The sequence below is a fragment of the Arthrobacter sp. zg.Y820 genome, assembly GCF_030125555.1.
Classification (GTDB): domain Bacteria; phylum Actinomycetota; class Actinomycetes; order Actinomycetales; family Micrococcaceae; genus Arthrobacter_B.
The window spans coordinates 1-21,577 of record NZ_JASKLX010000016.1; the positions used below are offsets into that span (position 1 = coordinate 1).

The 21,577-nt window shown below is 66.5% G+C and carries 21 protein-coding genes and 2 riboswitches; of the genes, 12 read left to right on the forward strand and 9 right to left on the reverse strand.

Going from position 1 to position 21,577, the window contains the following annotated elements:
• Nucleotides 1-90: 90 nt before the first annotated feature.
• The 7 genes from QNN99_RS16340 to QNN99_RS16370 form a co-directional block, all read right to left on the reverse strand.
• Entirely contained in the window at nt 91-381 is a 291-nt protein-coding gene (locus QNN99_RS16340) for a WXG100 family type VII secretion target (RefSeq protein ID WP_229968070.1), read from the reverse strand.
• Between the two features lie 243 nt (nt 382-624).
• On the reverse strand, nt 625-2,076 hold the full coding sequence (locus QNN99_RS16345) for a sensor histidine kinase (protein WP_229968072.1): 1,452 nt from the start codon (nt 2,074-2,076) through the stop codon (nt 625-627).
• Between the two features lie 3 nt (nt 2,077-2,079).
• Nucleotides 2,080-2,793: a response regulator transcription factor gene (locus QNN99_RS16350; protein ID WP_229968073.1), complete on the reverse strand. Its 714-nt coding sequence runs from the start codon at nt 2,791-2,793 to the stop codon at nt 2,080-2,082.
• Nucleotides 2,790-3,344, reverse strand: a complete 555-nt coding sequence (locus QNN99_RS16355; protein WP_229968075.1) for a hypothetical protein — start codon at nt 3,342-3,344, stop codon at nt 2,790-2,792. The genes QNN99_RS16350 and QNN99_RS16355 overlap by 4 nt, the downstream gene beginning before the upstream one ends.
• Before the next feature lie 135 nt (nt 3,345-3,479).
• Nucleotides 3,480-5,126, reverse strand: coding sequence for a DNA repair helicase XPB (locus QNN99_RS16360; protein ID WP_229968077.1), 1,647 nt, complete (start codon nt 5,124-5,126; stop codon nt 3,480-3,482).
• Nucleotides 5,119-7,551, reverse strand: coding sequence for a helicase-associated domain-containing protein (locus QNN99_RS16365; RefSeq protein ID WP_229968079.1), 2,433 nt, complete (start codon nt 7,549-7,551; stop codon nt 5,119-5,121). The genes QNN99_RS16360 and QNN99_RS16365 overlap by 8 nt, the downstream gene beginning before the upstream one ends.
• 39 nt (nt 7,552-7,590) lie before the next feature.
• The gene (locus QNN99_RS16370; protein ID WP_229968081.1) at nt 7,591-7,854 is read right to left on the reverse strand and encodes a hypothetical protein; all 264 of its coding nucleotides are present in this window, start codon (nt 7,852-7,854) and stop codon (nt 7,591-7,593) included.
• Between the two features lie 259 nt (nt 7,855-8,113).
• Between QNN99_RS16370 and QNN99_RS16375 the strand changes: the two genes are divergently transcribed.
• From QNN99_RS16375 to QNN99_RS16385, 3 genes are all read left to right on the forward strand, one after another.
• Entirely contained in the window at nt 8,114-8,497 is a 384-nt protein-coding gene (locus tag QNN99_RS16375) for a cold-shock protein (protein WP_229968084.1), read from the forward strand.
• Nucleotides 8,498-8,628: 131 nt separating this feature from the next.
• Nucleotides 8,629-9,123, forward strand: a complete 495-nt coding sequence (locus QNN99_RS16380; RefSeq protein ID WP_229968086.1) for a DUF3027 domain-containing protein — start codon at nt 8,629-8,631, stop codon at nt 9,121-9,123.
• Between the two features lie 55 nt (nt 9,124-9,178).
• Complete coding sequence (locus QNN99_RS16385; RefSeq protein ID WP_229968088.1) at nt 9,179-10,453, forward strand: MFS transporter; 1,275 nt, start codon at nt 9,179-9,181, stop codon at nt 10,451-10,453.
• A 139-nt stretch (nt 10,454-10,592) separates the two neighbouring features.
• Here QNN99_RS16385 and serC read toward each other — a convergent pair whose 3' ends face one another.
• Nucleotides 10,593-11,720: a phosphoserine transaminase gene (gene serC, locus QNN99_RS16390; protein ID WP_229968090.1), complete on the reverse strand. Its 1,128-nt coding sequence runs from the start codon at nt 11,718-11,720 to the stop codon at nt 10,593-10,595.
• A 244-nt stretch (nt 11,721-11,964) separates the two neighbouring features.
• Between serC and QNN99_RS16395 the strand changes: the two genes are divergently transcribed.
• The 9 genes from QNN99_RS16395 to fdhD all read left to right on the forward strand — a co-directional run bounded on the left by QNN99_RS16395 (nt 11,965) and on the right by fdhD (nt 19,823).
• Entirely contained in the window at nt 11,965-12,663 is a 699-nt protein-coding gene (locus tag QNN99_RS16395; protein WP_229968092.1) for an iron-dependent transcriptional repressor DtxR, read from the forward strand.
• A 65-nt stretch (nt 12,664-12,728) separates the two neighbouring features.
• A riboswitch (cyclic di-AMP (ydaO/yuaA leader) is annotated at nt 12,729-12,940 on the forward strand.
• A gap of 2 nt (nt 12,941-12,942) precedes the next feature.
• A complete protein-coding gene (locus QNN99_RS16400; protein ID WP_229968094.1) occupies nt 12,943-13,716 on the forward strand; it encodes a M23 family metallopeptidase in 774 nt (257 codons plus the stop codon).
• A gap of 120 nt (nt 13,717-13,836) precedes the next feature.
• Nucleotides 13,837-13,999, forward strand: a riboswitch (cyclic di-AMP (ydaO/yuaA leader).
• A 3-nt stretch (nt 14,000-14,002) separates the two neighbouring features.
• Complete coding sequence (locus QNN99_RS16405) at nt 14,003-14,872, forward strand: NlpC/P60 family protein (RefSeq protein ID WP_229968096.1); 870 nt, start codon at nt 14,003-14,005, stop codon at nt 14,870-14,872.
• Nucleotides 14,873-14,905: 33 nt separating this feature from the next.
• Entirely contained in the window at nt 14,906-15,742 is an 837-nt protein-coding gene (locus tag QNN99_RS16410) for an NlpC/P60 family protein (RefSeq protein WP_229968098.1), read from the forward strand.
• A gap of 255 nt (nt 15,743-15,997) precedes the next feature.
• Nucleotides 15,998-16,498: an HNH endonuclease gene (locus QNN99_RS16415; protein WP_229968100.1), complete on the forward strand. Its 501-nt coding sequence runs from the start codon at nt 15,998-16,000 to the stop codon at nt 16,496-16,498.
• The gene (gene mobA, locus QNN99_RS16420; protein WP_229968102.1) at nt 16,498-17,304 is read left to right on the forward strand and encodes a molybdenum cofactor guanylyltransferase; all 807 of its coding nucleotides are present in this window, start codon (nt 16,498-16,500) and stop codon (nt 17,302-17,304) included. Before QNN99_RS16415 ends, mobA begins: the two co-directional genes overlap by 1 nt.
• Nucleotides 17,305-17,595, forward strand: coding sequence for a DUF6457 domain-containing protein (locus QNN99_RS16425; RefSeq protein WP_229968104.1), 291 nt, complete (start codon nt 17,305-17,307; stop codon nt 17,593-17,595). It begins immediately after the preceding gene.
• Entirely contained in the window at nt 17,585-18,883 is a 1,299-nt protein-coding gene (locus tag QNN99_RS16430; RefSeq protein WP_229968106.1) for a molybdopterin molybdotransferase MoeA, read from the forward strand. The genes QNN99_RS16425 and QNN99_RS16430 overlap by 11 nt, the downstream gene beginning before the upstream one ends.
• Before the next feature lie 112 nt (nt 18,884-18,995).
• Nucleotides 18,996-19,823 (forward strand): formate dehydrogenase accessory sulfurtransferase FdhD, encoded by an 828-nt coding sequence (fdhD, locus tag QNN99_RS16435; RefSeq protein WP_229968108.1) that lies wholly within the window; start codon nt 18,996-18,998, stop codon nt 19,821-19,823.
• 23 nt (nt 19,824-19,846) lie between these two features.
• On the opposite strand, the gene QNN99_RS16440 is transcribed toward fdhD, so the two are convergent.
• Entirely contained in the window at nt 19,847-21,520 is a 1,674-nt protein-coding gene (locus QNN99_RS16440) for a sensor histidine kinase (RefSeq protein ID WP_229968110.1), read from the reverse strand.
• Nucleotides 21,521-21,577: the final 57 nt, after the last annotated feature.

Below are 21,577 nucleotides of genomic sequence, written 5' to 3' on the forward strand. Positions count from 1 at the left end.
CGCCTCTTGCGTTCCGTGTGCTGCCGGCTGCCTGCTATCTTCTGCCTGCGGCGTCCAGTTCGTGTTCTGCCCGCGCGCCTTGGCCGCGGTTCAGTGGCGGAACAATGCGACGTTGGCGGCCTCAGTTTCGGCGTACTGCACCGAGGCATAGCCCAGTGCTTGATTGATGTTAGTCAGGGATTCCTCCACCTTGGCCTGCGTGCTGCGCCATTCCGCGACCAGCGACTGGAAGTTCGCCGAGGCCTGCCCCTGCCATGACTCGCTGAGTGACTGCAGCCCGGACTGCATCCGGTTGATATCCGACTGCAACCGATCGATCGTGCCTCGGACCTCGGCGCTTTTTGCATCCAGGGCCTCGCTGTCCACTGAGACTATTGCCATTGTTCTAGCTCCCTTCGAAAGGTCATTGAGCCTTCGACGCTAGGCCAGGGGGCGGCACTTTCGGCCTCGGAGCCGCAGGCCGTGGACAACGTCGGCGAAAACGGCTCCTGAGCAGCCCTGTGGAGGACGAAAGCTGTGGAGGACAGGAGCTGTGGAGGAGCACATGAGAGAGATGGAGGAGCACCGCAGAGCTGTGGAGGAGGACGGGACCGTGCGGCAAGACCGCCGGGAAGACTTCCCCGGCTAGGTGCTCCGGTCGGCGTCGAAATCTTCCGGGGCCCGGTAGGGCAGCCGGATGGACATCGTGGCGCCGCCGCCTTCGGTGTCCGAGAGGCGGACAGTGCCGTCGTGCTGAGCCACCAGCGCCGCGACGATGGCGAGGCCAAGGCCGGTGCCCCCGGTTTCTCGGTAGCGGGAGGAGTCAGCGCGGTAGAAGCGTTCAAAGACGCGCGCGGCGTCTTCCTCCGAGATGCCGGGGCCATGGTCCCGCACCTCCAGAACCGCGTCTGAGCGGTTGTGGATGACGGGGGCCACTCCCACGGCAATCTCGATGGGGGACCCGTCGGGCGTGTAGCGCAGGGCATTGGTGATCAGGTTCGCCACGACCTGCCGCAGCCGGGCCTCATCACCGACGGTGGGTGCCGGCCGGGGCTGCTGGCCGTCCAGCCCGACGACCCGGATCTCCCGTCCGGGAGAGCTGGCGCGGGCGTCCATTGCGGCATCATTGCCCAGCAGCATCAGGTCAACCGGCTCGTATTCCAGCGGCCGCTGTTCATCCACCCGCGCCAGGGTGAGCAGGTCTTCGACGAGCTGGCCCATCCGTTTGGCTTCGCTCTCGATGCGGCCCATGGCGGCGGAAATCTCTTCGGGTTTTTGCAGTGCTCCGTGGCGGTACAGCTCCGAGAATCCGCGGATGGTCACCAGCGGTGTGCGCAGCTCGTGGGAGGCGTCCTGAACGAAGCGGCGCATTTTCTGCTCCGATTTGGTCCGGGCGGCAAAAGCGGTTTCGATGTGGGCCAGCATGGCATTCAGCGACCGGGACAGCCGGCCGATTTCAGTAGCGGGATTGCCAAGGTCGACGCGCCGGGAGAGGTCACCGGCGGCAATGGCTGCCGCGGTTTTCTCCACCTGGCTCAGCGGCCGGAACTGGCGTGTGACGGCCCAATAGGCAATGCCCGTGGCGCCCAGGGTACCGAGCAGCCCCACTGAGAAGACCAGTGAGGCGGCCTCGTCCACTGTCGCAGCAACGGAGTCCAGCGGCAGGGCCACTGCCACCGCGCCTGAATTTTCCAGGGCGAACACCTTTACCCGCCAGCCCTTGCTGCCCGGCATTGTGCCGGCGACGGTTTTGCCCTGCTGGTCCAGTTTCCGCACCTCTTCTGCGGTGTAGTGCGGGACTACCGGGGTGTCCACGCCGGGATCGGAATGCGTTTCCGGCCCGTAGCTGCCGTCATCGGCCAGGTACAGGCCGTAGAACTGGAACAGCGAGGTATCGGTCGGCGGTCCGTTCGACACGAGGTAGCGCGAGACGGCCGGCGCATTTTCGGCAATCTCGACGTCCAGACGGGTCACCAGGATCTGCCGCAGCACGTAAATCGTGGCCAGCCCGGTAATGGTTACGGTGACAACCATGAGGACGGCCATGATGGCCACGAGCTGGGATCGCAGCGAGGCCGATTTCCAGCGGCGGAGCAAGGCTTAGCGCTTCTCCGACGTGCGCAGCAGGTAGCCAACGCCGCGCTTGGTCTGAATCAAAGCCGGAGCATCCGGACTGCGGTCGATCTTGCGGCGCAGGTACGAAATGTAGGACTCCACGATGGAGGCATCGCCGTTGAAGTCGTATTCCCAGACGTGGTCCAGGATCTGGGCCTTGGACAGCACCCGGTTGGGATTGAGCATCAGATAGCGCAGCAGCTTGAACTCGGTGGGGGAGAGGTCAACGGTGACGCCGCCGCGGCGCACCTCGTGGGCGTCGTCGTCGAGCTCGAGGTCATCCACGCGGAGGACGGCGTCGTCGTCGTCCATCGGCTGGGTGCGCCGCAGCACGGCGCGGATTCGGGCCACCACTTCGTCGAGGCTGAACGGCTTGGTGACGTAGTCGTCGCCGCCCACGGTCAGGCCGGTGACCTTGTCCTCTGTGTCGTCGCGCGCGGTCAGGAAGACCACCGGGAAGTGCTGGCCGGCCGCGCGCAGCCGCCGGGTCAGGGTGAATCCGTCCATGTCCGGCAGCATCACGTCCAGGACAGCGAGGTCCGGGGTGTGGGCGTCGACGGCGGCCAGGGCCTCGCGGCCGTTGGCTGCGGCGACGACGTCGAAGCCGGCGAAGCGTAGCGAGGTGGACAGCAGTTCGCGAATATTGGGCTCATCATCCACTACGAGGAGACGAGCTTCAGGTCCGGATGATTTATTCACTTCCCCAGTTTCTTACATTTAGCTGTGCGTTGTCTGTAGGGACGCACGATGGATACTGAAAGTGTCCAGTGAACCGGTCCGGTTTGCCGGTTTGCGGAACCGTCGGGCGCAGGAGCGGCGCGTTTCGTGTCCTGCCTTCCGGCACGACTGCGAAACACCCAGGTATAGGGATTGCTGCCGGCGAGCAGCACATCGTCCTCGCGGGCCCCGGCGTCCACCCACTGGCAGTACCAGGACGGCAAGAGAACCCGCGGCAGATGGATCACCGAGGCTACAACCAGCATCAGCACCAGCGCTCCCGCCAGGAGGAGGGTGTCGCTGACGAATTGAGGTGCCCCCAGCACGGTGAATATGGTTCCCGTCATGCCGATCGCAATCAGCAGCCCGCCATAAAACATGGTGAAGCCGAAGTAGGAGTGGTTACCCAGTTCGTAGGGCTGCTGCTGCGGGGCCCACCGGCGCCAGATGCCCCGGTAGGCAGCGATACCAGGGACCAGCATGGCTGCCGCCAACGCATAAATTCCCAGCCAGACCAAAATCTCACTTGCCATTGAGAATCTCAGAACTCCTTTACAGCGTCGCTGGGCATCCTGCGCTGCGGATCTCCGCGCAGGAGCCCCACGATACTGCCGACTCCAGTGCCGGGATGGTGCCGCGCCGGAGGAATTGAAGCTGCGTCCGGAGCGCTAGACGGGCTTTTCGATATCCGAGGCGTCCAGGATGGAATAGGCGTAGCCCTGTTCCGCGAGGAACCGCTGGCGCTTCGCCGCGAAGTCCTGGTCCAGGGTGTCCCGGGCCACGACGGTGTAGAAGTGGGCTGACTTGCCGTCGGCCTTGGGCCGCAGCAGCCGCCCGAGCCGCTGGGCCTCTTCCTGCCGGGAGCCGAAGGAGCCGGAGACCTGCACCGCCACCGAGGCCTCGGGCAGGTCGATGGAGAAGTTCGCGACCTTGGACACCACCAGCGTGTTCAGGCGCCCCTCACGGAATTCGTTGAACAGCCGCTGGCGTTCCTTGACCGGGGTGTCGCCCTTGATCACCGGGGCGTCCAGCCGTTCGGCCAGCTCGTCCAGCTGGTCCAGGTACTGGCCGATCACCAGCGTCTGCTCCCCGGCGTGCCGGCGCACCAACTGTTCGACGACGGCGGACTTGGTCTCGGAGGTGGAGCACAGCCGGTACTTGTCGCCGTCCTCGGCCATGGCGTAGGCCACCCGCTCGTCCCGGGGCAGGTCCACCCGGACCTCGACGCACTCGGCCGGCGCGATGTAACCCTGTGCCTCGATGTCCTTCCACGGTGCGTCGTAGCGCTTGGGACCGATCAGCGAAAAGACCTCGCCCTCGCGGCCGTCCTCCCGCACCAGGGTGGCGGTCAGGCCGAGCCGGCGGCGCGCCTGCAGATCTGCGGTCATCCGGAAGATCGGCGCGGGCAGCAGGTGCACCTCGTCGTAGATGATCAGGCCCCAGTCGTTCGCATCCAGCAGTTCCATGTGCGGATACAGCCCGCCGCGCTTGAGCGTCAGCACCTGGTAGGTGGCGATGGTGACCGGACGGACTTCCTTGACCGCGCCGGAGTACTCGCCGATTTCGTCCTCGGTCAGGGAGGTGCGCTTGAGCAGCTCATCCTTCCACTGCCGGGCGGAAACGGTGTTGGTGACCAGGATCAGGGTGGTCGTGCAGCTGGTGGCCATGGCGGCGGCACCGACCAGGGTCTTGCCCGCACCGCAGGGCAGGACGACGACGCCGGAACCGCCGGCCCAGAAGTTCTCAGTGGCCAGCTTCTGATAAGGGCGCAGCGCCCACCCGTCCTCGTTAAGCAGGATGGGATGCGGAGCGCCGTCCACGTAGCCCGCCAGATCCTCAGCCGGCCAGCCCAGCTTGAGCAGCAGCTGCTTGAGCTGGCCCCGCATCGAGGACTGCACCACCACGGTTTCGCCGTCGATCCGCGGGCCCAGCAGCGGCTGGATCTTCTTGGCGTGCAGGACTTCCTCCAGCACCGGATAGTCGGTGGTGCGCAGCACCAGGCCGTGCAGCGGATCCTTTTCCAGGCGCAGCCGCCCGTACCGGGACATCGTTTCCTCGATGTCCACCAGCAGCGAGTGCGGCACCGGGAAACGGGAGTAGCTCAGCAGCGTGTTCAGAACCTGCTCGGCGTCGAGCCCTGCGGCCCGGGCGTTCCACAATCCCAGCGGGGTCAGCCGGTAGCTGTGGATATGTTCCGGGGCGCGCTCCAGCTCGGCAAAGGCCGCGATGGCATGCCGGGCCTCGGTCGCCTGGGGATGGTCCACTTCCAGCAGAATGGTTTTGTCACTCTGGACAATCAACGGTCCGTCAGCCATGCGCCGGGGTATCCTCCACTATTTCCACATCCATGATTCGGTGCACCGACACCACTCTCTCTACGTCCCGGCGGGGGTCAAAGACCCGCACCCGGCCGTCGGTGACTGATAAAGGAACAAAGATTTCCTGCCGCTGATTCCCCTGGCCGTCCACCACGCCCATCCGGACCGAGCTTCGGGTCCGGATGGCCTCGCGCAGGATCTCCAGGCCGACGAGCGGCTCGCTTTCACTGCGGCCGGCCACCGGCGGCCCCTCGCCGCGGAGGGCTGCCAGCTGGTTCGCGACGTCGTCGTCGGTCAGTTCCCAGGGGTTGAGCCGGGTTTTCGACGTCGGTGCCACAGTCACCGGGGGATGCGCGTGGGACCCGGCCACCGGCCGGGCACGCCCCTCCAGCGCCGGTGCATAGCCGAGCTCGCGCAGGGTGTAGGAGAGTTCCTGGGCGCTGGCGACCGACCCGACGACGGTGGCCGACAGCCGCACCAGGCCCAGGGAAGCAGTGCGCGGGTCTGCAAGCAGCCCGGTGAGGCCGTCTTCATCGTCGCTGCGCAGGTAGGACGCCGCGGCGCCCACCCGCAGGCGTCCGTAGCGGGAAGCAGTGTCCTCCACCAGATACTTCAGCGGCTGGGGAACCTCCGTGGCGGAATGCCGGCGCAGGAAATCCAAGATTCCGGCGGCGTCCTGCCCGGCGTCCAGAGCCCTGCGGATGGAATCAGCTGAGAACCGGTAGATCGCGGCCGGCCCCTGGCCCTCGGCGTCGGAGATGGACGCCAACCGGCGCGCGACGCCGGGTTCCAGATAGCCGGGGGCCACCGCAGTCAGGTCCGCCTGCAGCAGGAACGCGTTCAGCGGTTCCGGAAGAGCATCGCGCAGACGCTCCAGCGCGCCGTCCCAGTCACTGCGGGCCACCGCGGCCCCCAGATCGGTCAGGGCCCCGGAACCCAGCAGACCCAGCTGGGCTGCTTCCTTTAGGATTCCCGGCACCAAACGCGCGAACCGCCGCTGAAGCCGCGGCTGGTGCCAGGTCAGGGCGCTGACCAGTGCCTCGGCGTCGAGGGCACCGGTAGTGCCTTCCTCACGGACGTCGTCGTCGGCCAGCTGGGCGAGCATTTCCAGGGCCCGCTGCCGCACCAGGGGAGCGTCCGGCCGGGACGCCTCAGCGGCCAGGGCATTGATCGCTCCGCCGCCGGGGAGCGGGCTGCCGACCAGCGAGGGGGCACGATCTGCATCCAGCCAGGCTGAGACCAGTTGCTTCCACTGGTCCTGCCGGTCCGAGGTCAGCCAGCTGCCTTCCGTGGCGCACCACCGCGACGTCGTGACATCCAGGGACAGCAGCCCGGCCAGGGCGGCAAGTTCGAGCAGCCATGCGGTGGCGGGGGCGTCGATGCGAAGGGCCTCCGAAACGCGGCGCACTTCCCGCACCCCGACGCCGCCTGAACGGAGGGTGCCGACGGGGGTGGACTTCGCGACCGCCACGAGCTCAGTGACCAGGCGGAGGGTTTCCGCCACTGCGCCGAAGGCGGCGTTGTCACGGACGTTGTCCGCGACCCGGCGGGTCACCGGAGCCGGTGGTTGGAGCTTGAAATCGGAGACGATGACATGGCCGCGGGACGCCTGCCCCACCGGACGGGGAAGTTCGACGTGCAGTGCATCCAAGGGAACCAGCAGGCCGCGGGCCATTAGCCACTCCACCGGGGTGGGAGAGGGGTTGTCCAGCACGGCACGGCCCATGGCGGCCTTTTTCGGGATGGCGCCGACGGGGGAGTACTTGAAGCGCCGCAGCAGGTCCAGGGTCTGAGCCGGGGCGTCGGCCATCAGCGTTGCCCAGCCGGCCGGGTCCGACACCAGATGGTGCAGGGAGTGTGCAGCGGTGATGGGGGTGTCGGCCCGCTCCATCGCGATGCCGCTCCGGCGCAGTCCCTCCACGATTCCGACCAGACGCTGGCCGAATTCCGGATGCTGCACTGCCAGGGTGGAATACGGGCGGCCCAGGCCCGCCGGATACGCGCCCAGCGCTTCGCCGAGGACCGCGACGGGCAGATAGAACCGGCGGCCGGCGTCGGCCTTGGGTGCGCCGGGATGGGGTGTGGCACGGCGCAGCAGTGCCAGGGCATGCAGGTGATTCAGGATGGAATCCAGCGACTTGATGGTCGAACCGGCGATGGCGCTTTTCAGCCATGAAGCGGTGGTGCTGAGGTGGGAGTCCTCGTTGGTGGTCAGGTCGACGGCCTCGAGAACCTGCAGCTCCGGAGACGTCAGTTTTTCCAGCGCCCGCTGGACACTGATCCGGGTGGAGGCACGGGCGGCGAGGGCCTGAAAATCGGGAACCGGGGGCAGGATCAGATCCGGTCTGGCCGCAAGCAATTCACGCAGCTGGTCATCGCTGCGTGCAGCTAGATCTTCGGCTAAAGCTCGGATCGCGGACATCGTCTCCACGTTACCCGACGCGGCAGCAAAATGGACGGATCAGCCGCGTCGCCTGCGGCGGATTCCATCAATTACCAGGCCTGCCATTAGGAGGAATGCGACGGGGAGGCCGTAAAAGGCGCCAGCGGCGAAGCCCGGCCAGACGCTCTCTCCGCGCAGTCCCGAGAGCAGGACGGCACAGAGGCAGAGCAATCCCGCCACCGCGATCAGGGCCGCCGCTCCGGTCAGGATCCGGCGCCACCGCGGCCCTTCCGGTGCAGTTCGGTGCGGTGCCCGTCCGGGGGAAGGTGTGCTGGTGTCCATGGCGCTTAACGCTAACAGCGGAAATGAGCCGGTCCAAAGGCCCGGCACCGGGAACGAATACCCGGGCGGGATATTCTAAAGGAAACAGACTTCCCCGTAGTATCTCTCCCGTAGTATCTGGAAGAACAGCATCTGGACGAACCCAGTACCTCTGGGAGTACCGGGCCGTGGACTCCGGCACACGGCTGGCACTGCGGGTTGCGGAACACTGCGGCAGTTTCTGCTGCCGCACTCATTAGCTAAGAACGAGGTAACCGAAGTGCCCATCGGCAAGGTCAAGTGGTTCGACACTGGTAAAGGTTTTGGGTTCCTGGCCACGGACGAGGGACAGGAAGTTTTCCTTCATGCCTCGGCCCTTCCGCCCGGTGTGACCGAGGTGAAGCCGGGTACCCGAATGGAGTTCGGCGTAGCCGACGGCCGCCGGGGACCGCAGGCGCTTTCGGCCCGCATCCTGGAGGCCCCGCCGTCGGTGGCTCGGGCCACGCGCAAGAGCGCCGACGACATGGCTGTTATTACTGAAGACCTTATTAAACTGTTGGATGCAGTCTCGAACGGCCTGCGCAAGGGCCGTTACCCCGACAAGAAGCATGCCACCAAGGTTGCGGCCGTTCTGCGCGCCGTTGCCGATGATCTGGACGTATAAGGCGGAGCCGCTGCATGACCATGAGCGCAACATCATCCTCTGAAGCTGTTACTGAGCAAACCTCCCGGAATGAACCAGCCTCCTCGGCTGAGCAGGCTGAATCAGCTCCGGCGAAGGCACCCAGGCGCGCTGTGCGCCGTCCGTCCAAACCTGATGCCCTGCTGGCCGCTGCAGTCGAGACGGCCCGGGCCGGGCTCCTGGAAGTGGTTCCGGCTGAGCAGATCGGCACCTACGCGGGGGCCTTCCCCGACGCCGAACGCCTGGTCACGCACCGTTTCGAGGCGCTGCGTCCGGGGTACAACGGCTGGCAGTGGTACGCCACGGTAGCGCGCGTGCCGCGCGGCAAGGTGGCCACGGTCTGCGAAGTCGGGCTGTTGCCGTCGGAAAACGCGGTCCTGGCCCCGGAATGGGTGCCGTGGTCGGACCGGCTGCGCCCGGAAGACGTCGCGGCGGAGGAAGCTGCCCAGGCGCAGGAGCGCGCCGCTGCGCTCGCTGAAGCCGGGGACAATCATTCCGGGAACGACGGCGCACCGGACAATCATTCCGGGAATGACGACACGAATGACGACGGCGGTGCGGAACCCCCTGCCGGCCGCGACAAGGCAGGAACCCGGGAGGACTACTAGTCCAGTGGGTCCGGGGGCAGGCGTCATCCACAATTCCTTAGGCCGGTGGTGAACGGTGTTCCGTTCGCTTCGGCTCTTTAACTACCGCATCTGGTTTCTGGGCGCCTTGGTGTCGAACATCGGCACCTGGATGCAGCGGACCGCCCAGGACTGGCTGGTTTACGACATCCTCACGGAGCAGGATGCGGCCGCCATGGGCATCGTCATGGCGCTGCAGCTCGGCCCGCAGCTGTTGCTGGCACCGTGGGCCGGGCTGATCGCCGACACCTACAACCGGCGAAAGGTACTGCTCTTCACCCAGGTGGCCATGGCCGCACTGGGCCTGGGGCTGGGGGTGCTGGTGCTCTCCGGGGCCGCCCAGCTGTGGCATGTCTACGCCTTTGCCCTGGCACTGGGCGTGGTCTCGGCAGTGGATGCACCGGCACGGCAGAGTTTCGTCTCGGAAGTCGTCGAAGAAACTGACCTGCCCAACGCCGTCGCACTGAACAGCGCCTCCTTTAACGGTGCACGCATGGTTGGTCCGGCTGTGGCCGGCCTGCTCACGGTCGCCGTGGGGCCGGGCTGGGTCTTCCTCATCAATACCCTGACCTTTGCGGCGATGGTCCTGGCGCTGCTCAAGATGCGCAGCAGCGAACTGCGGGTCCTGCCCAAGTCGCCTCCGGGGAAGGGCCGCATCAGGGCTGGGCTGCGGTATGTCCGCTACCGCCCCGACCTGATGATGGTGCTGCTGGCCATTTTCATTGTCGGCACCTTCGGACTGAACTTCGCGGTCTACATCGCGGCCATGGCCCGCACCGAGTTTGGGCAGGACGCCGGAGTCTTCGGGCTGCTGAACTCAGTGATGGCCATCGGATCCGTGTCCGGGGCGCTGCTCTCGGCACGGAGGGACAAACCCCGGCTGCGGTTTATCTTCGGAGCGGCCGGAGCGTTCGGGCTGGCCTGCCTGCTTGCCGCCGCAGCTCCCACGCTGCTGTGGTTTGCGCTCTCCCTGATTCCGGTGGGTCTTTTTGCCCTGACGCTGATGACCAGTGCCAACGCCTATGTCCAGACAACCACCGAACCGGTGATGCGCGGACGAGTCATGGCGCTGTACTTCGCCATCTTCATGGGCGGCACGCCCCTCGGTGCCCCGCTGGTGGGCTGGGTGTCCAACAGCTTTGGCCCGCGCTGGAGCTTGGGGGTCGCTGCGGCTTCGGGCCTGATCGCGGCGCTGCTGGGCTTTATTTGGGCCTGGCGGTCACATCACTTGCGCATTTCCTATGACCGCACGCGGCCCCGCCGGCTGCATCTGACCACTCGTGAAACGGATCCTGACCCGGACACGGTGTAGTTGACACGGTGCAGTGTCCTGCCCTGCTGAACCGCGGTGCCGGTTCGGGCAAGCAAAAGGCCGGCCGCGGAAGCGGCCGGCCTTTCATCTGGGCCGGAAGTTCTTGGGCCTGGAGTTCTTAGGCCGGGATGTCTTTGAGCTACGAATTCTCGATCACGAAGTCAATGCACTTCAGCAGTGCGCTGACGTCATCCGGTTCGATGGCCACGAAGGTGGCGATGCGCAGCTGATTGCGGCCGAGCTTGCGGTACGGTTCCACGTCCACGATGCCGTTGGCGCGCAGCGTCTTGGCGATGGCTGCGGCATCTATGCTGTCGTCAAAATCGATGGTGGCGATGACGTTCGACCGGTCCTCGGGGCGGGCCACGAACGGTGTGGCCACAGGTGAGGCCTGCGCCCAGGAGTAGATCCTGCCCGCCGAATCGGCGGTGCGGTCGGTGGCGAACTTCAGGCCGCCGTTCGCGTTCAGCCATTCAATCTGTGCGTTGAGGGTCACCAGCGTGGACAACGACGGCGTGTTGTACGTCTGGTTCAGCCGTGAGTTGTCGATGGCTGTCTGCAGGTTCAGGAAGTCCGGGATCCAGCGGTCCGTGGAATTGATCCGTGCGGCCCGTTCCAGCGCCGCGGGGGAGAACATGCCCAGCCACAGACCGCCGTCGGAGGCAAAGTTCTTTTGCGGCGCAAAGTAGTAGACGTCGGATTCGGCCAGGTCCACGTGCAGGCCGCCCGCGGCAGAGGTGGCATCGATCAGGACCAGGGAGCCGTCGTCGGCCCCCTGCACGCGATGCACCGGGGCGGCGACACCGGTGGAGGTCTCGTTCTGGGGCCAGGCGTACACATCCACGCCCGCTTCGGCCACCGGCTCGGGCCGCGTACCGGGCTCTGCCTTAATGATGGAGGAGCCGGCCAGGAAGGGCGCCTTGTTGGTGGCGGCTGCGAATTTGGACCCGAACTCGCCAAAGGACAGGTGCTGGGCCTTGTTTTCCACCAGGCCGAAGGATGCAACGTCCCAGAATGCCGTGGACCCGCCGACACCGAGAACTACTTCATACCCGTTCGGGGCGCCAAACAGGCCGGAGAGTCCTTCACGGATGCTGCTGACGAGGTTCCGCACGGGAGCCTGCCGGTGCGAGGTGCCCAGCAGGTTGGCACCGGCGCGGGACAGGGCCTCAATTTGCTCCGGACGCACCTTCGAGGGGCCGGCACCGAACCGCCCGTCCAGGGGAAGGAGTTCAGCGGGAATCTTGAGTGCGGCGGTTTCGCCCATGGGTATCGCTCCAAGCGGTAGGCAGGGTGCTCTGATGTGCTTTTCCATTCTGCCCCACCGCCCCGGCTCCCAGCCATTCGTTACCGCCGGCAGCGGGAGTGCGGCGACTCGCGGAATTATCTGCACTCTGTACAAATAAGCTAACGTAAGGGGCAATAATGACCACGGGCGGGGGCGTCCGCCGTTGTTCTCCTGAACCTTTCGCACGAGTAATCTTCCGCACGAGTAATAGGAGCGGCCTGCCATGACGGACCTCATCGACACTACCGAGATGTATCTGCGCACCATCCTGGAGCTCGAGGAAGAGAACATTGTCGCTCTCCGGGCGCGGATCGCCGAACGGCTGCGGCATTCCGGCCCGACGGTGTCCCAGACCATCGGCCGCATGGAACGGGACGGGCTCGTGGTGGTCTCGGGAAACCGGCACCTGGAGCTCACCGAGCTGGGCCGCCGGCGTGCCACCGAGGTGATGCGCAAGCACCGGCTGGCCGAACGGCTGCTGTCGGACGTGATTGGCCTGGACTGGGCCTACGTCCATGACGAAGCCTGCCGCTGGGAGCATGTCATGAGCGAGCGGGTTGAGCGCCGCCTCTATGAGCTCCTGGGCCGCCCCAGCGAGTCGCCGTACGGCAACCCGATTCCCGGGCTCGAACAGATCGGCGGCGTGCCTGCTGAACTCTTTCACCACGGAGTCACCAACCTCGTGGCGGCCGTGGCTGCCGCCGATCCCGGAACCAAGCTGAAGCTGGTCCGCTTGGCGGAGCCGGTGCAGGTGGAGCCGGAACTGCTGACCCAGCTGGACGAGGCCGGATTGCGCCCCGGCGCCGAGCTGACGGCGGAGGTCGTGGCGGGTTACATCTCCGTGCGCGTTCCCGGCATCGAAGGTGCCCTGGAACTGCCTCCAGAGGTGGCCGCGCACGTCTTTGTGTCCACAGCAGGATAACGGAATGGTCTCTTTTGTCGGGCTTCCCCTATAGTGACTAACTGACGTTGAAATAACACCGTTATCCGGGCCTTACGCCGAACCCTGCCACTGGCCCGGAATTGCATACCGTTCAGGCAGGGGCGGAGGACCCATCAACTGGCAGCCACAGCTGCCTTGGGGTGAAGCCTCCAGCATCAGCACACCGCCGCGTACGCCGCGGCCTGTGGTGAGTGGGGGCCGAGTATTCTCTACTCGAATCCGACAGCTAACTTCGCAGGCATATGAGAGAGGTATACCTTGTCGAAGCATGCTGCCCCGGGCAGGCGCCGCGCGTCCGCTCCGGTTACGGCCCCGCGCCCACGGAACGGCCAACCATCGGGCCGCCGCCGGGCCGAAACAAAACCCAGCTCCTTCGGTGGTGCAGCCCAGAAAGTTGCCATCACCGCCGCGACGTCGGGCCTGATCCTTACCGTCGCCCTCCCCACTACCGCAGCGGTCCCTGAGCCGGTCGAAGAGATGCAGACCGCAGCCGTTGAGGAAGCAGTGGTGGTTTCCGCTGACCCCAATGCAACAGTTGAGTTCGAACGCGCCGCGCTGACCAGCAAGTCCGATCCGGATGCGAAGCTGCGCCAGGTCGTCGTGGCTGCGGGCAGTGAAGTTGCCGCGGGCGCCGCCAAGGGGACCCTGGCCACACCGCTGGCCTCGGATCTGGTTCAGACCTCAGGGTTCGGCTACCGGGTCAGCCCCATCACCGGCAGCGCCGGCGAACTGCACCGCGGCCAGGACTTCGCCGCGGCCTGCGGCACCGATGTTACGGCCGCTGCCTCCGGAACGGTGACCTTTGCCGGCTGGCACGGCGGCGGCGGCGGAAACCGCGTCGTCGTGGACCACGGCAACGGCGTGGAGACCACCTACAACCACATGTCCAACCTTGCGGTTGGCGTTGGCGCCACGGTGGAGCGCGGAGACCTGGTGGGTGCCAGCGGCACCACGGGCGCGTCCACCGGCTGCCACCTGCACTTTGAGGTCATGGTTAACGGCGACGTAGTGGACCCGTTGGGCTGGCTGTAACCGCAGGTAAACCATTCCGTGACCGGAACGTGACATTGGTCAAATGTTGTTGTACGCTCTTCCTCGTGCCCGATCGGCCAAAGATCGGGCACTCTCGAACAGATCGCCGAGCTCTGCCACTGTTTGAGATCCGTTCGCAACATCGCATGGCAGAGGCGGGGGAACCACATTCGGGTTTCGCAAGAAACCCTAGGGGTTAAGTTGCACGGGCCTGGCGGTCCAGCAACCGGGTGACTCCCATCCGAATCCGACAGCTCACCTCGTAGGCATTGGGAGAGGCAAACTTGTGTCATCAGTAGCTCATGGCCGTCGTCGCGCGGCCACCACCCAGACGAGCCCAATTTCAGCACTATCCCGGGCCGTTACCTCCAACGCTGGAACCATTGGCCGCCAGGCCGCAGTCGTCGTCGCCGCTTCCGGCCTCGTACTGGCCGCGGGCCTTCCCGCCCAGGCAGCCGCCAACACCGATCGCCAGGCACTGGAAGCCACGCCGCTGAGCGTCGTGACCTCCACCGGAGCCGTTTCGGTTTCCGCGCAGGCGCCGTTTGAACTGGCAACGCTGGAATCCGTTTCCTCGGTTTCCGGAGCCGACTACCGCGCGCAGGTTGCAGCAGACGAAGCCGCCGCCGCCGCCGCAGTTGTTGCACAGGAGCAGGCAGCAGCGCAGGCAAAGCAGGCTGCCGCCCTTCAGGCCCAGCAGGCCGCCGTGAGCACCAAGGCCTACGCAGCCCCGGCAGTCGCAGCCTCTGCAGCCGCAGCCCCGGCAGCCGCAGCCCCCGCTGCGGCACCTTCCGCCGGCCCGGCCGCCCCCGCAGCAGCGACGCCGGCTCCGGCCCCCGTCGCCTCCAGCGGAGCAGGCGCGGCCCTCGTGGCCTCCGCCTACAGCCAGATCGGCGTTGCGCAGGACTGCACCGCCATGGTTGAGAAGGCGCTTCGTTCCATCGGTAAGTCCGTGGGAGACCTTGCACCGGCACAGTTCTACGCCTACGGCTCGGTTGTCGGCTCTCCCCAGCCCGGTGACCTCGTCATCACTTCCGGCCACGTAGCGATCTACGTCGGCAACGGCCAGGTCATCAGCGGCGGCTTCGACGGCATGAACACCGTGCTGCACCCGCTGTCCTACCTCGGCGGCGCAAGCTTCGTCCGCGTCAGCTAAGCCCAGTTGTCACCTAACGGAGATCGCAGCCGCATGACATCGACAACTGAGCGCGCCCGCCACCGGGCGCCGGTGGCACGTACCGCACCGCTGACCGCACTGGCCCAGGCAATGACCGCCAACGCGGGAACTGTCGGACGCCAGGCAGCTGTCGTCGTCGCCGCCTCGGGACTTGTCCTGAGCACCGGCGTCGCCGCCAACGCTTCCGGATCAGACCTGGTCCGCAACGTCCAGACCAGCACCCTGGACCTGTCCTCGGCTGCTCCGCTGACAGTTCCGGAAACCGCAACGGTGAACTTTGACCGACCGGCAGTGGCCGGCGTCATCGTGGCCCCCGAGCCTGCGCCGCAGGCCCAGGTTGCCGTTCAGGCCCGGCCGGCGGCAACGCTGGACGCAGCCGCGCCAGGTGAAGCACTCGCAGCCCAGCCGGGTGAAGCACTCGCAGCCCAGCCGGGTGAAGCACTCGCAGCCGTGCCGGCCGCGGGTGCGGCTGCTCCGGCTGTGGCTGCTCCCGCCCGGCAGGAAGCCCCTGCTGCGTCGTCGGGCACCGCAGCGATTATCGCAGCGGCCGCCTACGCACAGCTGGGCGTCTCGCAGGACTGCACCATGCTGGTAACCAATTCGCTGGCTGCAGCAGGCATCAGCTTCCACGACTGGCCCGCCGGCTACCTGTCACTGGGCAGCACCGTCAGCGCTTCGCAGGCCGTTGCCGGCGACCTGATCTACTACGCCGACGGCGGCATGGGCATGGCTCACATTGCTGTCTACATTGGCAACGGCCAGGCCATCCACGGCGGATACAACGGTGGTTCCACCGTTGTTGCGCCGGCCGAGCTGGGCTCCGGCGGAGTTTACATCCGGGTCGGCTAGGACCGCACCACTGCATTTCCGCCGGTTCTGACCGGTGATCAAGGGCTCTTCCCGCGGGAAGGGCCCTTGACTCTTTTAACCGAGTGCCTTTATTAACTGAGTGCCTTTAACTGAGTGCCGCCGCTTTGACTCCTCGCCGCCGCAGAAAAATGGCCAAGATCCGGATCGGGGCATACTCTTTTCCATAGATCATCCGAAGTACCGTCCTCCGCCGACGGGCTGGCACCGCCGACGGGCATGCGAAGAGGAATGTGCATGCGCACTCTCGTCCTGAATGCCGGCTACGAGCCGCTGGCCGTGGTGACCTTCCGCCGGGCACTGGTACTGGTGCTGTCCGGGAAGGCCAGTGTTGTCGCGGAAAGCGGCGATCCCGTGGTGGGCCCCACCGAGATCCTTCCCCGCCCGTCGGTCATCCTGCTGCATCGATACGTGAAGATTCCGTATCGGGAAGGCACGTCAGCCACCCGGCGGGGCGTACTGCGCCGCGACGGACATCAGTGCGCCTACTGCGGCAAGGCCGCTTCGACAGTCGATCACGTCCTGCCCAAGTCCCGCGGAGGGGGCGACAGCTGGGAGAACATGGTCGCGTGCTGCCTGCGCTGCAACAACGCCAAGGGGGACCGGACCCTGAACCAGCTGGGCTGGCAGCTGCGCTTCCTTCCCCAGCCGCCGCGCGGAGCGCGCTGGCAAATCCGTGAACTCGAACGCCCGGCACCGCAGTGGGACGAGTTCCTTGACGCCGGCACCGCCGCGTGATGCCCCTGCCGCGCGGCGGCTCTTCCCGCTGCAACAATTCTCCCCGCTCGAAAGAGCTTTCCAGCTCGGAGGACCTTTCCCGCACCGGTGACCGTCCGCGCTTCAACGCCGTTATCTTGGCCGGCGGGCGGTCCTCGCGGCTGGACGGAACACCAAAGGCACTGCTGCAGGCCTCCGGCCGGACGCTGCTGGCGGCCGCACTGGACGCTGCGGCGGGGGCGTGCGCCTGCGCCGTTGCCGGTCCGCCGTCCTTGTCCGCAGTCGTGGAGGAGTCCGGACATGGTGCCGCGCTGCTGGTCCGGGAAGATCCGCCGTTCTCCGGGCCGGCGGCAGCCCTGGCGGCTGCCTGGACAGCGCTGGCGGAACGGGACAGTCACGCAGGGCACCTGCAACCGGGCTGGACGCTGGTCCTGGCCTGCGACATGCCGTTCATCTCCCGGGCCGTCGCGGCGCTCCTGGCCGCCGCCCGGAGCACCGAAGCGGAGGTTGCGCCGGGACGCGTGGACCGGTATGAATCGCTGCTGGCGCTTGATGAAACCGGCAGGGCGCAGCCGCTGGCGGCCCTGTACCGGACCGCTCACCTGGGAGCTGCGGTGCACCAGCCCGACAGGCCTGGCGGCTTGGAAAACCTCTCGATGAGGAGGCTCCTTGCTAAGGTGCAATGGAGGGGCGTTGCGGTGCCCGCCCACAGCACGGCGGATATTGATACGTGGGAGGATGCCCGGCGCTGGTCGGTGGGAACCGGGCGCGCCGGTAACGTGGAAGCGTCCGCAGCGTCCGAGCGAACGCCAGCAGAGGAGCAGTAAATGGCAAGCCAGGAAGAACAACTCGAAGCGTGGTGCGGCAGGCTGCTGACCGCCTTGGAGCTGGAGGGAACCGCCGTGGATATCGGCGCAGTGTTGCAGCTGGCCTCAGACGCGGCTCACTCGGTGGTCCGGCCCGCCGCACCCCTGACCACGTTTGTGGCCGGATTTGCTGCAGGGCTGGCGGCAGGCAGCGGACAGGCGGACGACGACGTCGCCATGGGCGCAGCGATGCGCGCGGCTGCCCGTGAATGCAAAAACTACGGTGAAACCGGAGACTCCAATGACAACTGACAATTCCACCCCCGTAATACTCCCGCTTCAGCCCAACGCGCCCTGGGAGCAGGCGCGCAGCTTGGCATTCTCAGCGGGCCGCCCGCTGCCCTATGAAACTGTGCCCCTGGCCGAGGCCCTGGGCCAGGTCCTCGCCGAGGACGTAACCGCCTTGCAGCCCATTCCGCATTATGCGTCGTCGGCGATGGACGGCTGGGCCGTCTCCGGTCCGCCGCCGTGGCAGCTGGTGTCGCATCAGGAGCCGAAAACGGAGCGGTGGCAGATCCACAAGGAGTCCGGACGCCGCCCGCTGCAGCCGGGCCAGGCCGTTGCCATCCTGACGGGCGGCATGATCCCGCTGGGCGCCCACAGCGTGCTGCGCTCCGAAAGCGGCGTGCTCACCGGCGGCGTCAACCCGGTGCTCGCCCTCAGCGACGATGCCCGCGGGGAAGAACCCCGGTCCGGCGAACACATCCGGCCCGCGGGAGAGGAAGCAGCCGCAGGCGAAGTCACGATCCGGCGCGGCACCCGGCTGAACCCGGCACACATCGCGCTTGCCGCAGTGTGCGGGCACGATACCCTGCCGGTGCTCCGCGCACCCCGGGTGTCGCTTCTGCTGACCGGCGACGAAGTCATCGAATACGGGCTGCCGGAGTCCGGCCAGGTGCGGGACACCTTCGGCCCGCAGCTTCCGCAGCTGGTGACCATGCTCGGCGGCCGCATGGACGTGGTCCGCCGCCTGTCCGACCGCTATGAGGACGTGGTGGCGGCCCTGAGCACTGATGCTTCCGACGAGACCTCCATCGCCATGTCCTCGGGGGATGTCCTCATCACCACCGGCGGCACCGGCCGCTCCGAGGCCGACCACCTGCGCCAGGCGCTGGAGGACATGGACGCGGAAATGCTGATCAACGGCGTCGCGATGCGTCCCGGGCACCCAACCATGCTGGCCCGTCTTCCCGACGGCCGGCTACTTGTGGCTCTGCCCGGCAATCCGCTGGCGGCCATGATGGCTGTCTTCACCGTCCTCTCACCGCTTTTGGACGGGCTCCGGGGAGCGCCGCTGTCGCCGGAGCGCCACGTCCTGGTGGGCGTGGATATTGAACCGCTGCCCGGACGCACCCGTCTGGTGCCCTGCCGGATCGAGAACGGGCGGGCGCTGCCCTCGCAGTATTTCCGGTCGGGAATGCTGCGCGGAATTGCCGACGCCGATGCCATCATGGTCATCCCGGAATCCGGATGCACCAAGGATGAAGCGATTACCGCACTGCCGCTGCCCTGGACGGTGCACGAGCCCCCGGCTCACTGAGTGCCCGTCCGGGCCGGTGTCGGCTAGGCTCGGATGAGGCGCTGCTCCAGCCCAGCCGCACTGGGTGAAGGGGCACCGTGTCTCACGGAGACGGAGTTTTTAAGGAGACGGAATGGGACGGGTTACCCGGCGCGGATCGATCACGAAATTCCGGACGGACGGAACAGTTACCAAGCGCGAAGACATACTGGCCGGCGAGGAGCCGCTGGAGATCCGGGTCGAGGGTCGTTCCTTTACCGTCACGATGAGGACGCCCGGCGATGACTTTGACCTTGTCGCCGGGTTCCTGGTCTCGGAAGGCATCATCTGGGAGCCCGGACAGCTGATCAGCCTGCGCTACTGTGCCGGCGTCGACGAGTCCGGACAGCAGACCTTCAACGTGGTGGATGTGCAGCTGCGACCGGGCACCGCACTCCCGGACACGGCTATGGAGCGCCATGTCTACACGTCCAGTTCCTGCGGCATCTGCGGGACGGCGTCCATCGATGCGGTGCGCAAGTCCTCCCACTTCTCGCTGGGCGACGACGACGTGCGGGTTCCGCTCCCGGTACTGGCGGCACTGCCGGACCAGCTGCGGCAGCAGCAGAAGGTCTTCGACCGCACCGGCGGGGTTCATGCCGCCGGGCTGTTCAGCGCCGAGGGCGAGTTGCTGTGCCTGCGCGAAGACGTGGGACGCCACAATGCGGTGGACAAAGTGGTGGGCTGGGCCCTGCGCGCGGGCAGGCTGCCGCTGCGGGGAACCGTCCTCCAGGTCTCCGGCCGGGCGTCCTTTGAATTGGTGCAGAAGGCCCAGCTTGCCGGCATCCCGATGCTGGCGGCCGTCAGCGCGCCGTCGTCGTTGTCGGTGGAGCTGGCACAGGATGCCGGGATGACGCTGGTGGGCTTCAGCCGCGGGACGTCGCTGAACTGCTACGCGTTCCCGGAGCGGATTTCGGTCTGACCGCAGCTGGGGCAGCGAAACGATCAGCGCCGCGCCGGAACCTGCACGGTGACCGTGGTGCCCCGGCCCACCGCCGAATCGATGGCCAGCTCCCCGCCGTGCTGGTGGACGATGTCCTGCACAATGGCCAGGCCGAGACCGGTGCCGGGAATTGCGGCAGCCGTGGCATTGGAAGCACGGAAGAACCGCCGGAACAGCTTGGGAATGTCGCCCTCGGGGATTCCGATGCCGCTGTCCACCACCTTGACCCGGATCTGGGGGCCGGAATCCGTGCTGATGACATCGCTCAGGACATCCACCGTTCCGCCCGGGCGCGTGAACTTCACGGCGTTGGAGAGCAGGTTCGTGAAGACCTGTTCCAGCTGCGCCTCTTCTCCGTCGACCAGGAGCGGTGCCGCCACCGGCCCCAGCTGCAGGGTAATGTCATTCGCTGCGGCAGCCGGTGCCAGCGCCGCCGCCACCGATTCCAGGAGACCGGCCAGATCGATTTCCTCCACTGCAAGACTGGCATGGGCATCGCTGCGGGAAATGGTGAGCAGGTCGGAAATGAGCTGGTTCAGGCGCGCGGCGTTGCGCCCCACAATTTCCAGCATCTGCACCATGTGCGGAGGAACCTCCCCGGCGGAACCGTCCAAGATCAGCTCAAGATAGCCGGTGATCGAGGTCAGCGGGGTCCGCAGCTCATGGTTCACGGTGGCCACAAAATCGGTCTTGGCCTGGTCCAGTTCCCGCAACCGGGACAGCACCTCGCGCTGGGCGGTGATGAGATGCCCCTGCACCAGGCCGTGGGCAAGGTTTCCGCAGACGTGCTGAATGAGTGACAGCTCTGTCCGGCTCCAGTGCCGCGGGGCGGTACCGGCGATCCAGATATAGCCCAGCACCTTGTCGCCGTGGGCCAGCGGGGCCAAAACCGACGTCCGCAGCTCTGCCGGGATGGTTGCCGAGAGAACCTTGCCGTCAGGTTCATTGAGGATGAGGTGGTCTTCAACCCGAAGCACCGTCTCTTGGTCCCAAAGAGAGGCACAAAGATCCGCCGCCTCCGGCATTGGAATCCGGGGAAGGCCCTTCCCCGAGGGCTTCCGGCTCCAGGACGCCGACAGCTCAGGGACGCGCTCATCGGGAAACGTGTCCATTCGGACCTGGCAGGCAGCAAAGGTCTCCCCGAGCCCCCGCACCACCAGCGCGGCCATCTGTTCCGGATCATTGGTGCTGCGCAAAGCCGCCGAGATTGCCCGGGTATCGTCCCGCAGCCGCGCAGCAGCGATTTTGCGGCGGCGGGTGGCCTGGCTCCCGGCGAGGACCAGGGCCACCCGGGCGGCCAAATCGGTTTCCTGCACCCGGCCCACCACAAATTCCGTGATGCCGAGTTGCACCATGCCTTCGATATCCAGGTTGCCGTCACCGGACAACAGAATGACCGGCAGTTCGGCCACGGCCGGTTCCTGCCGGAGCCGGCGGAGCTGGTCGGGCCGGGCAGCGGCGAGCATCACCGAGTCGACGACGGCCAGCATGACGTCTTGCTCTGAGATCGCCTGAACGGCGTCCGACTCGTTATTGACATGCAGCGGCGTCAGGCCTGCCGCGCGCAGGACGGAGTCAGTGGAGGCCCGGCAATCGTGGACCCGGACGGCTACTACGGCAAACTGCTCGCCGGGGTCACCGGACGGCGCTTGCACCGGTTGTAGCGCCGTGGGCATGGAGGCCTTTCGTCAACTGCTGAATCCGGGGAGGGTGCAGCGAATGGAAGTGTACCA

Excerpts from the sequence above, each read along its gene's own strand:
- QNN99_RS16370 (WP_229968081.1), bottom strand. The coding sequence starts at position 7,854 with ATGGACACCAGCACACCTTCCCCCGGACGGGCACCGCACCGAACTGCA.
- QNN99_RS16415 (WP_229968100.1), top strand. The coding sequence starts at position 15,998 with ATGCGCACTCTCGTCCTGAATGCCGGCTACGAGCCGCTGGCCGTGGTG.
- serC (WP_229968090.1), bottom strand. The coding sequence starts at position 11,720 with ATGGGCGAAACCGCCGCACTCAAGATTCCCGCTGAACTCCTTCCCCTG.
- QNN99_RS16360 (WP_229968077.1), bottom strand. The coding sequence starts at position 5,126 with ATGGCTGACGGACCGTTGATTGTCCAGAGTGACAAAACCATTCTGCTG.
- QNN99_RS16365 (WP_229968079.1), bottom strand. The coding sequence starts at position 7,551 with ATGTCCGCGATCCGAGCTTTAGCCGAAGATCTAGCTGCACGCAGCGAT.
- QNN99_RS16440 (WP_229968110.1), bottom strand. The coding sequence starts at position 21,520 with ATGCCCACGGCGCTACAACCGGTGCAAGCGCCGTCCGGTGACCCCGGC.
- QNN99_RS16355 (WP_229968075.1), bottom strand. The coding sequence starts at position 3,344 with ATGGCAAGTGAGATTTTGGTCTGGCTGGGAATTTATGCGTTGGCGGCA.
- QNN99_RS16410 (WP_229968098.1), top strand. The coding sequence starts at position 14,906 with ATGACATCGACAACTGAGCGCGCCCGCCACCGGGCGCCGGTGGCACGT.
- QNN99_RS16425 (WP_229968104.1), top strand. The coding sequence starts at position 17,305 with ATGGCAAGCCAGGAAGAACAACTCGAAGCGTGGTGCGGCAGGCTGCTG.
- mobA (WP_229968102.1), top strand. The coding sequence starts at position 16,498 with ATGCCCCTGCCGCGCGGCGGCTCTTCCCGCTGCAACAATTCTCCCCGC.
- QNN99_RS16430 (WP_229968106.1), top strand. The coding sequence starts at position 17,585 with ATGACAACTGACAATTCCACCCCCGTAATACTCCCGCTTCAGCCCAAC.
- QNN99_RS16340 (WP_229968070.1), bottom strand. The coding sequence starts at position 381 with ATGGCAATAGTCTCAGTGGACAGCGAGGCCCTGGATGCAAAAAGCGCC.
- QNN99_RS16395 (WP_229968092.1), top strand. The coding sequence starts at position 11,965 with ATGACGGACCTCATCGACACTACCGAGATGTATCTGCGCACCATCCTG.
- fdhD (WP_229968108.1), top strand. The coding sequence starts at position 18,996 with ATGGGACGGGTTACCCGGCGCGGATCGATCACGAAATTCCGGACGGAC.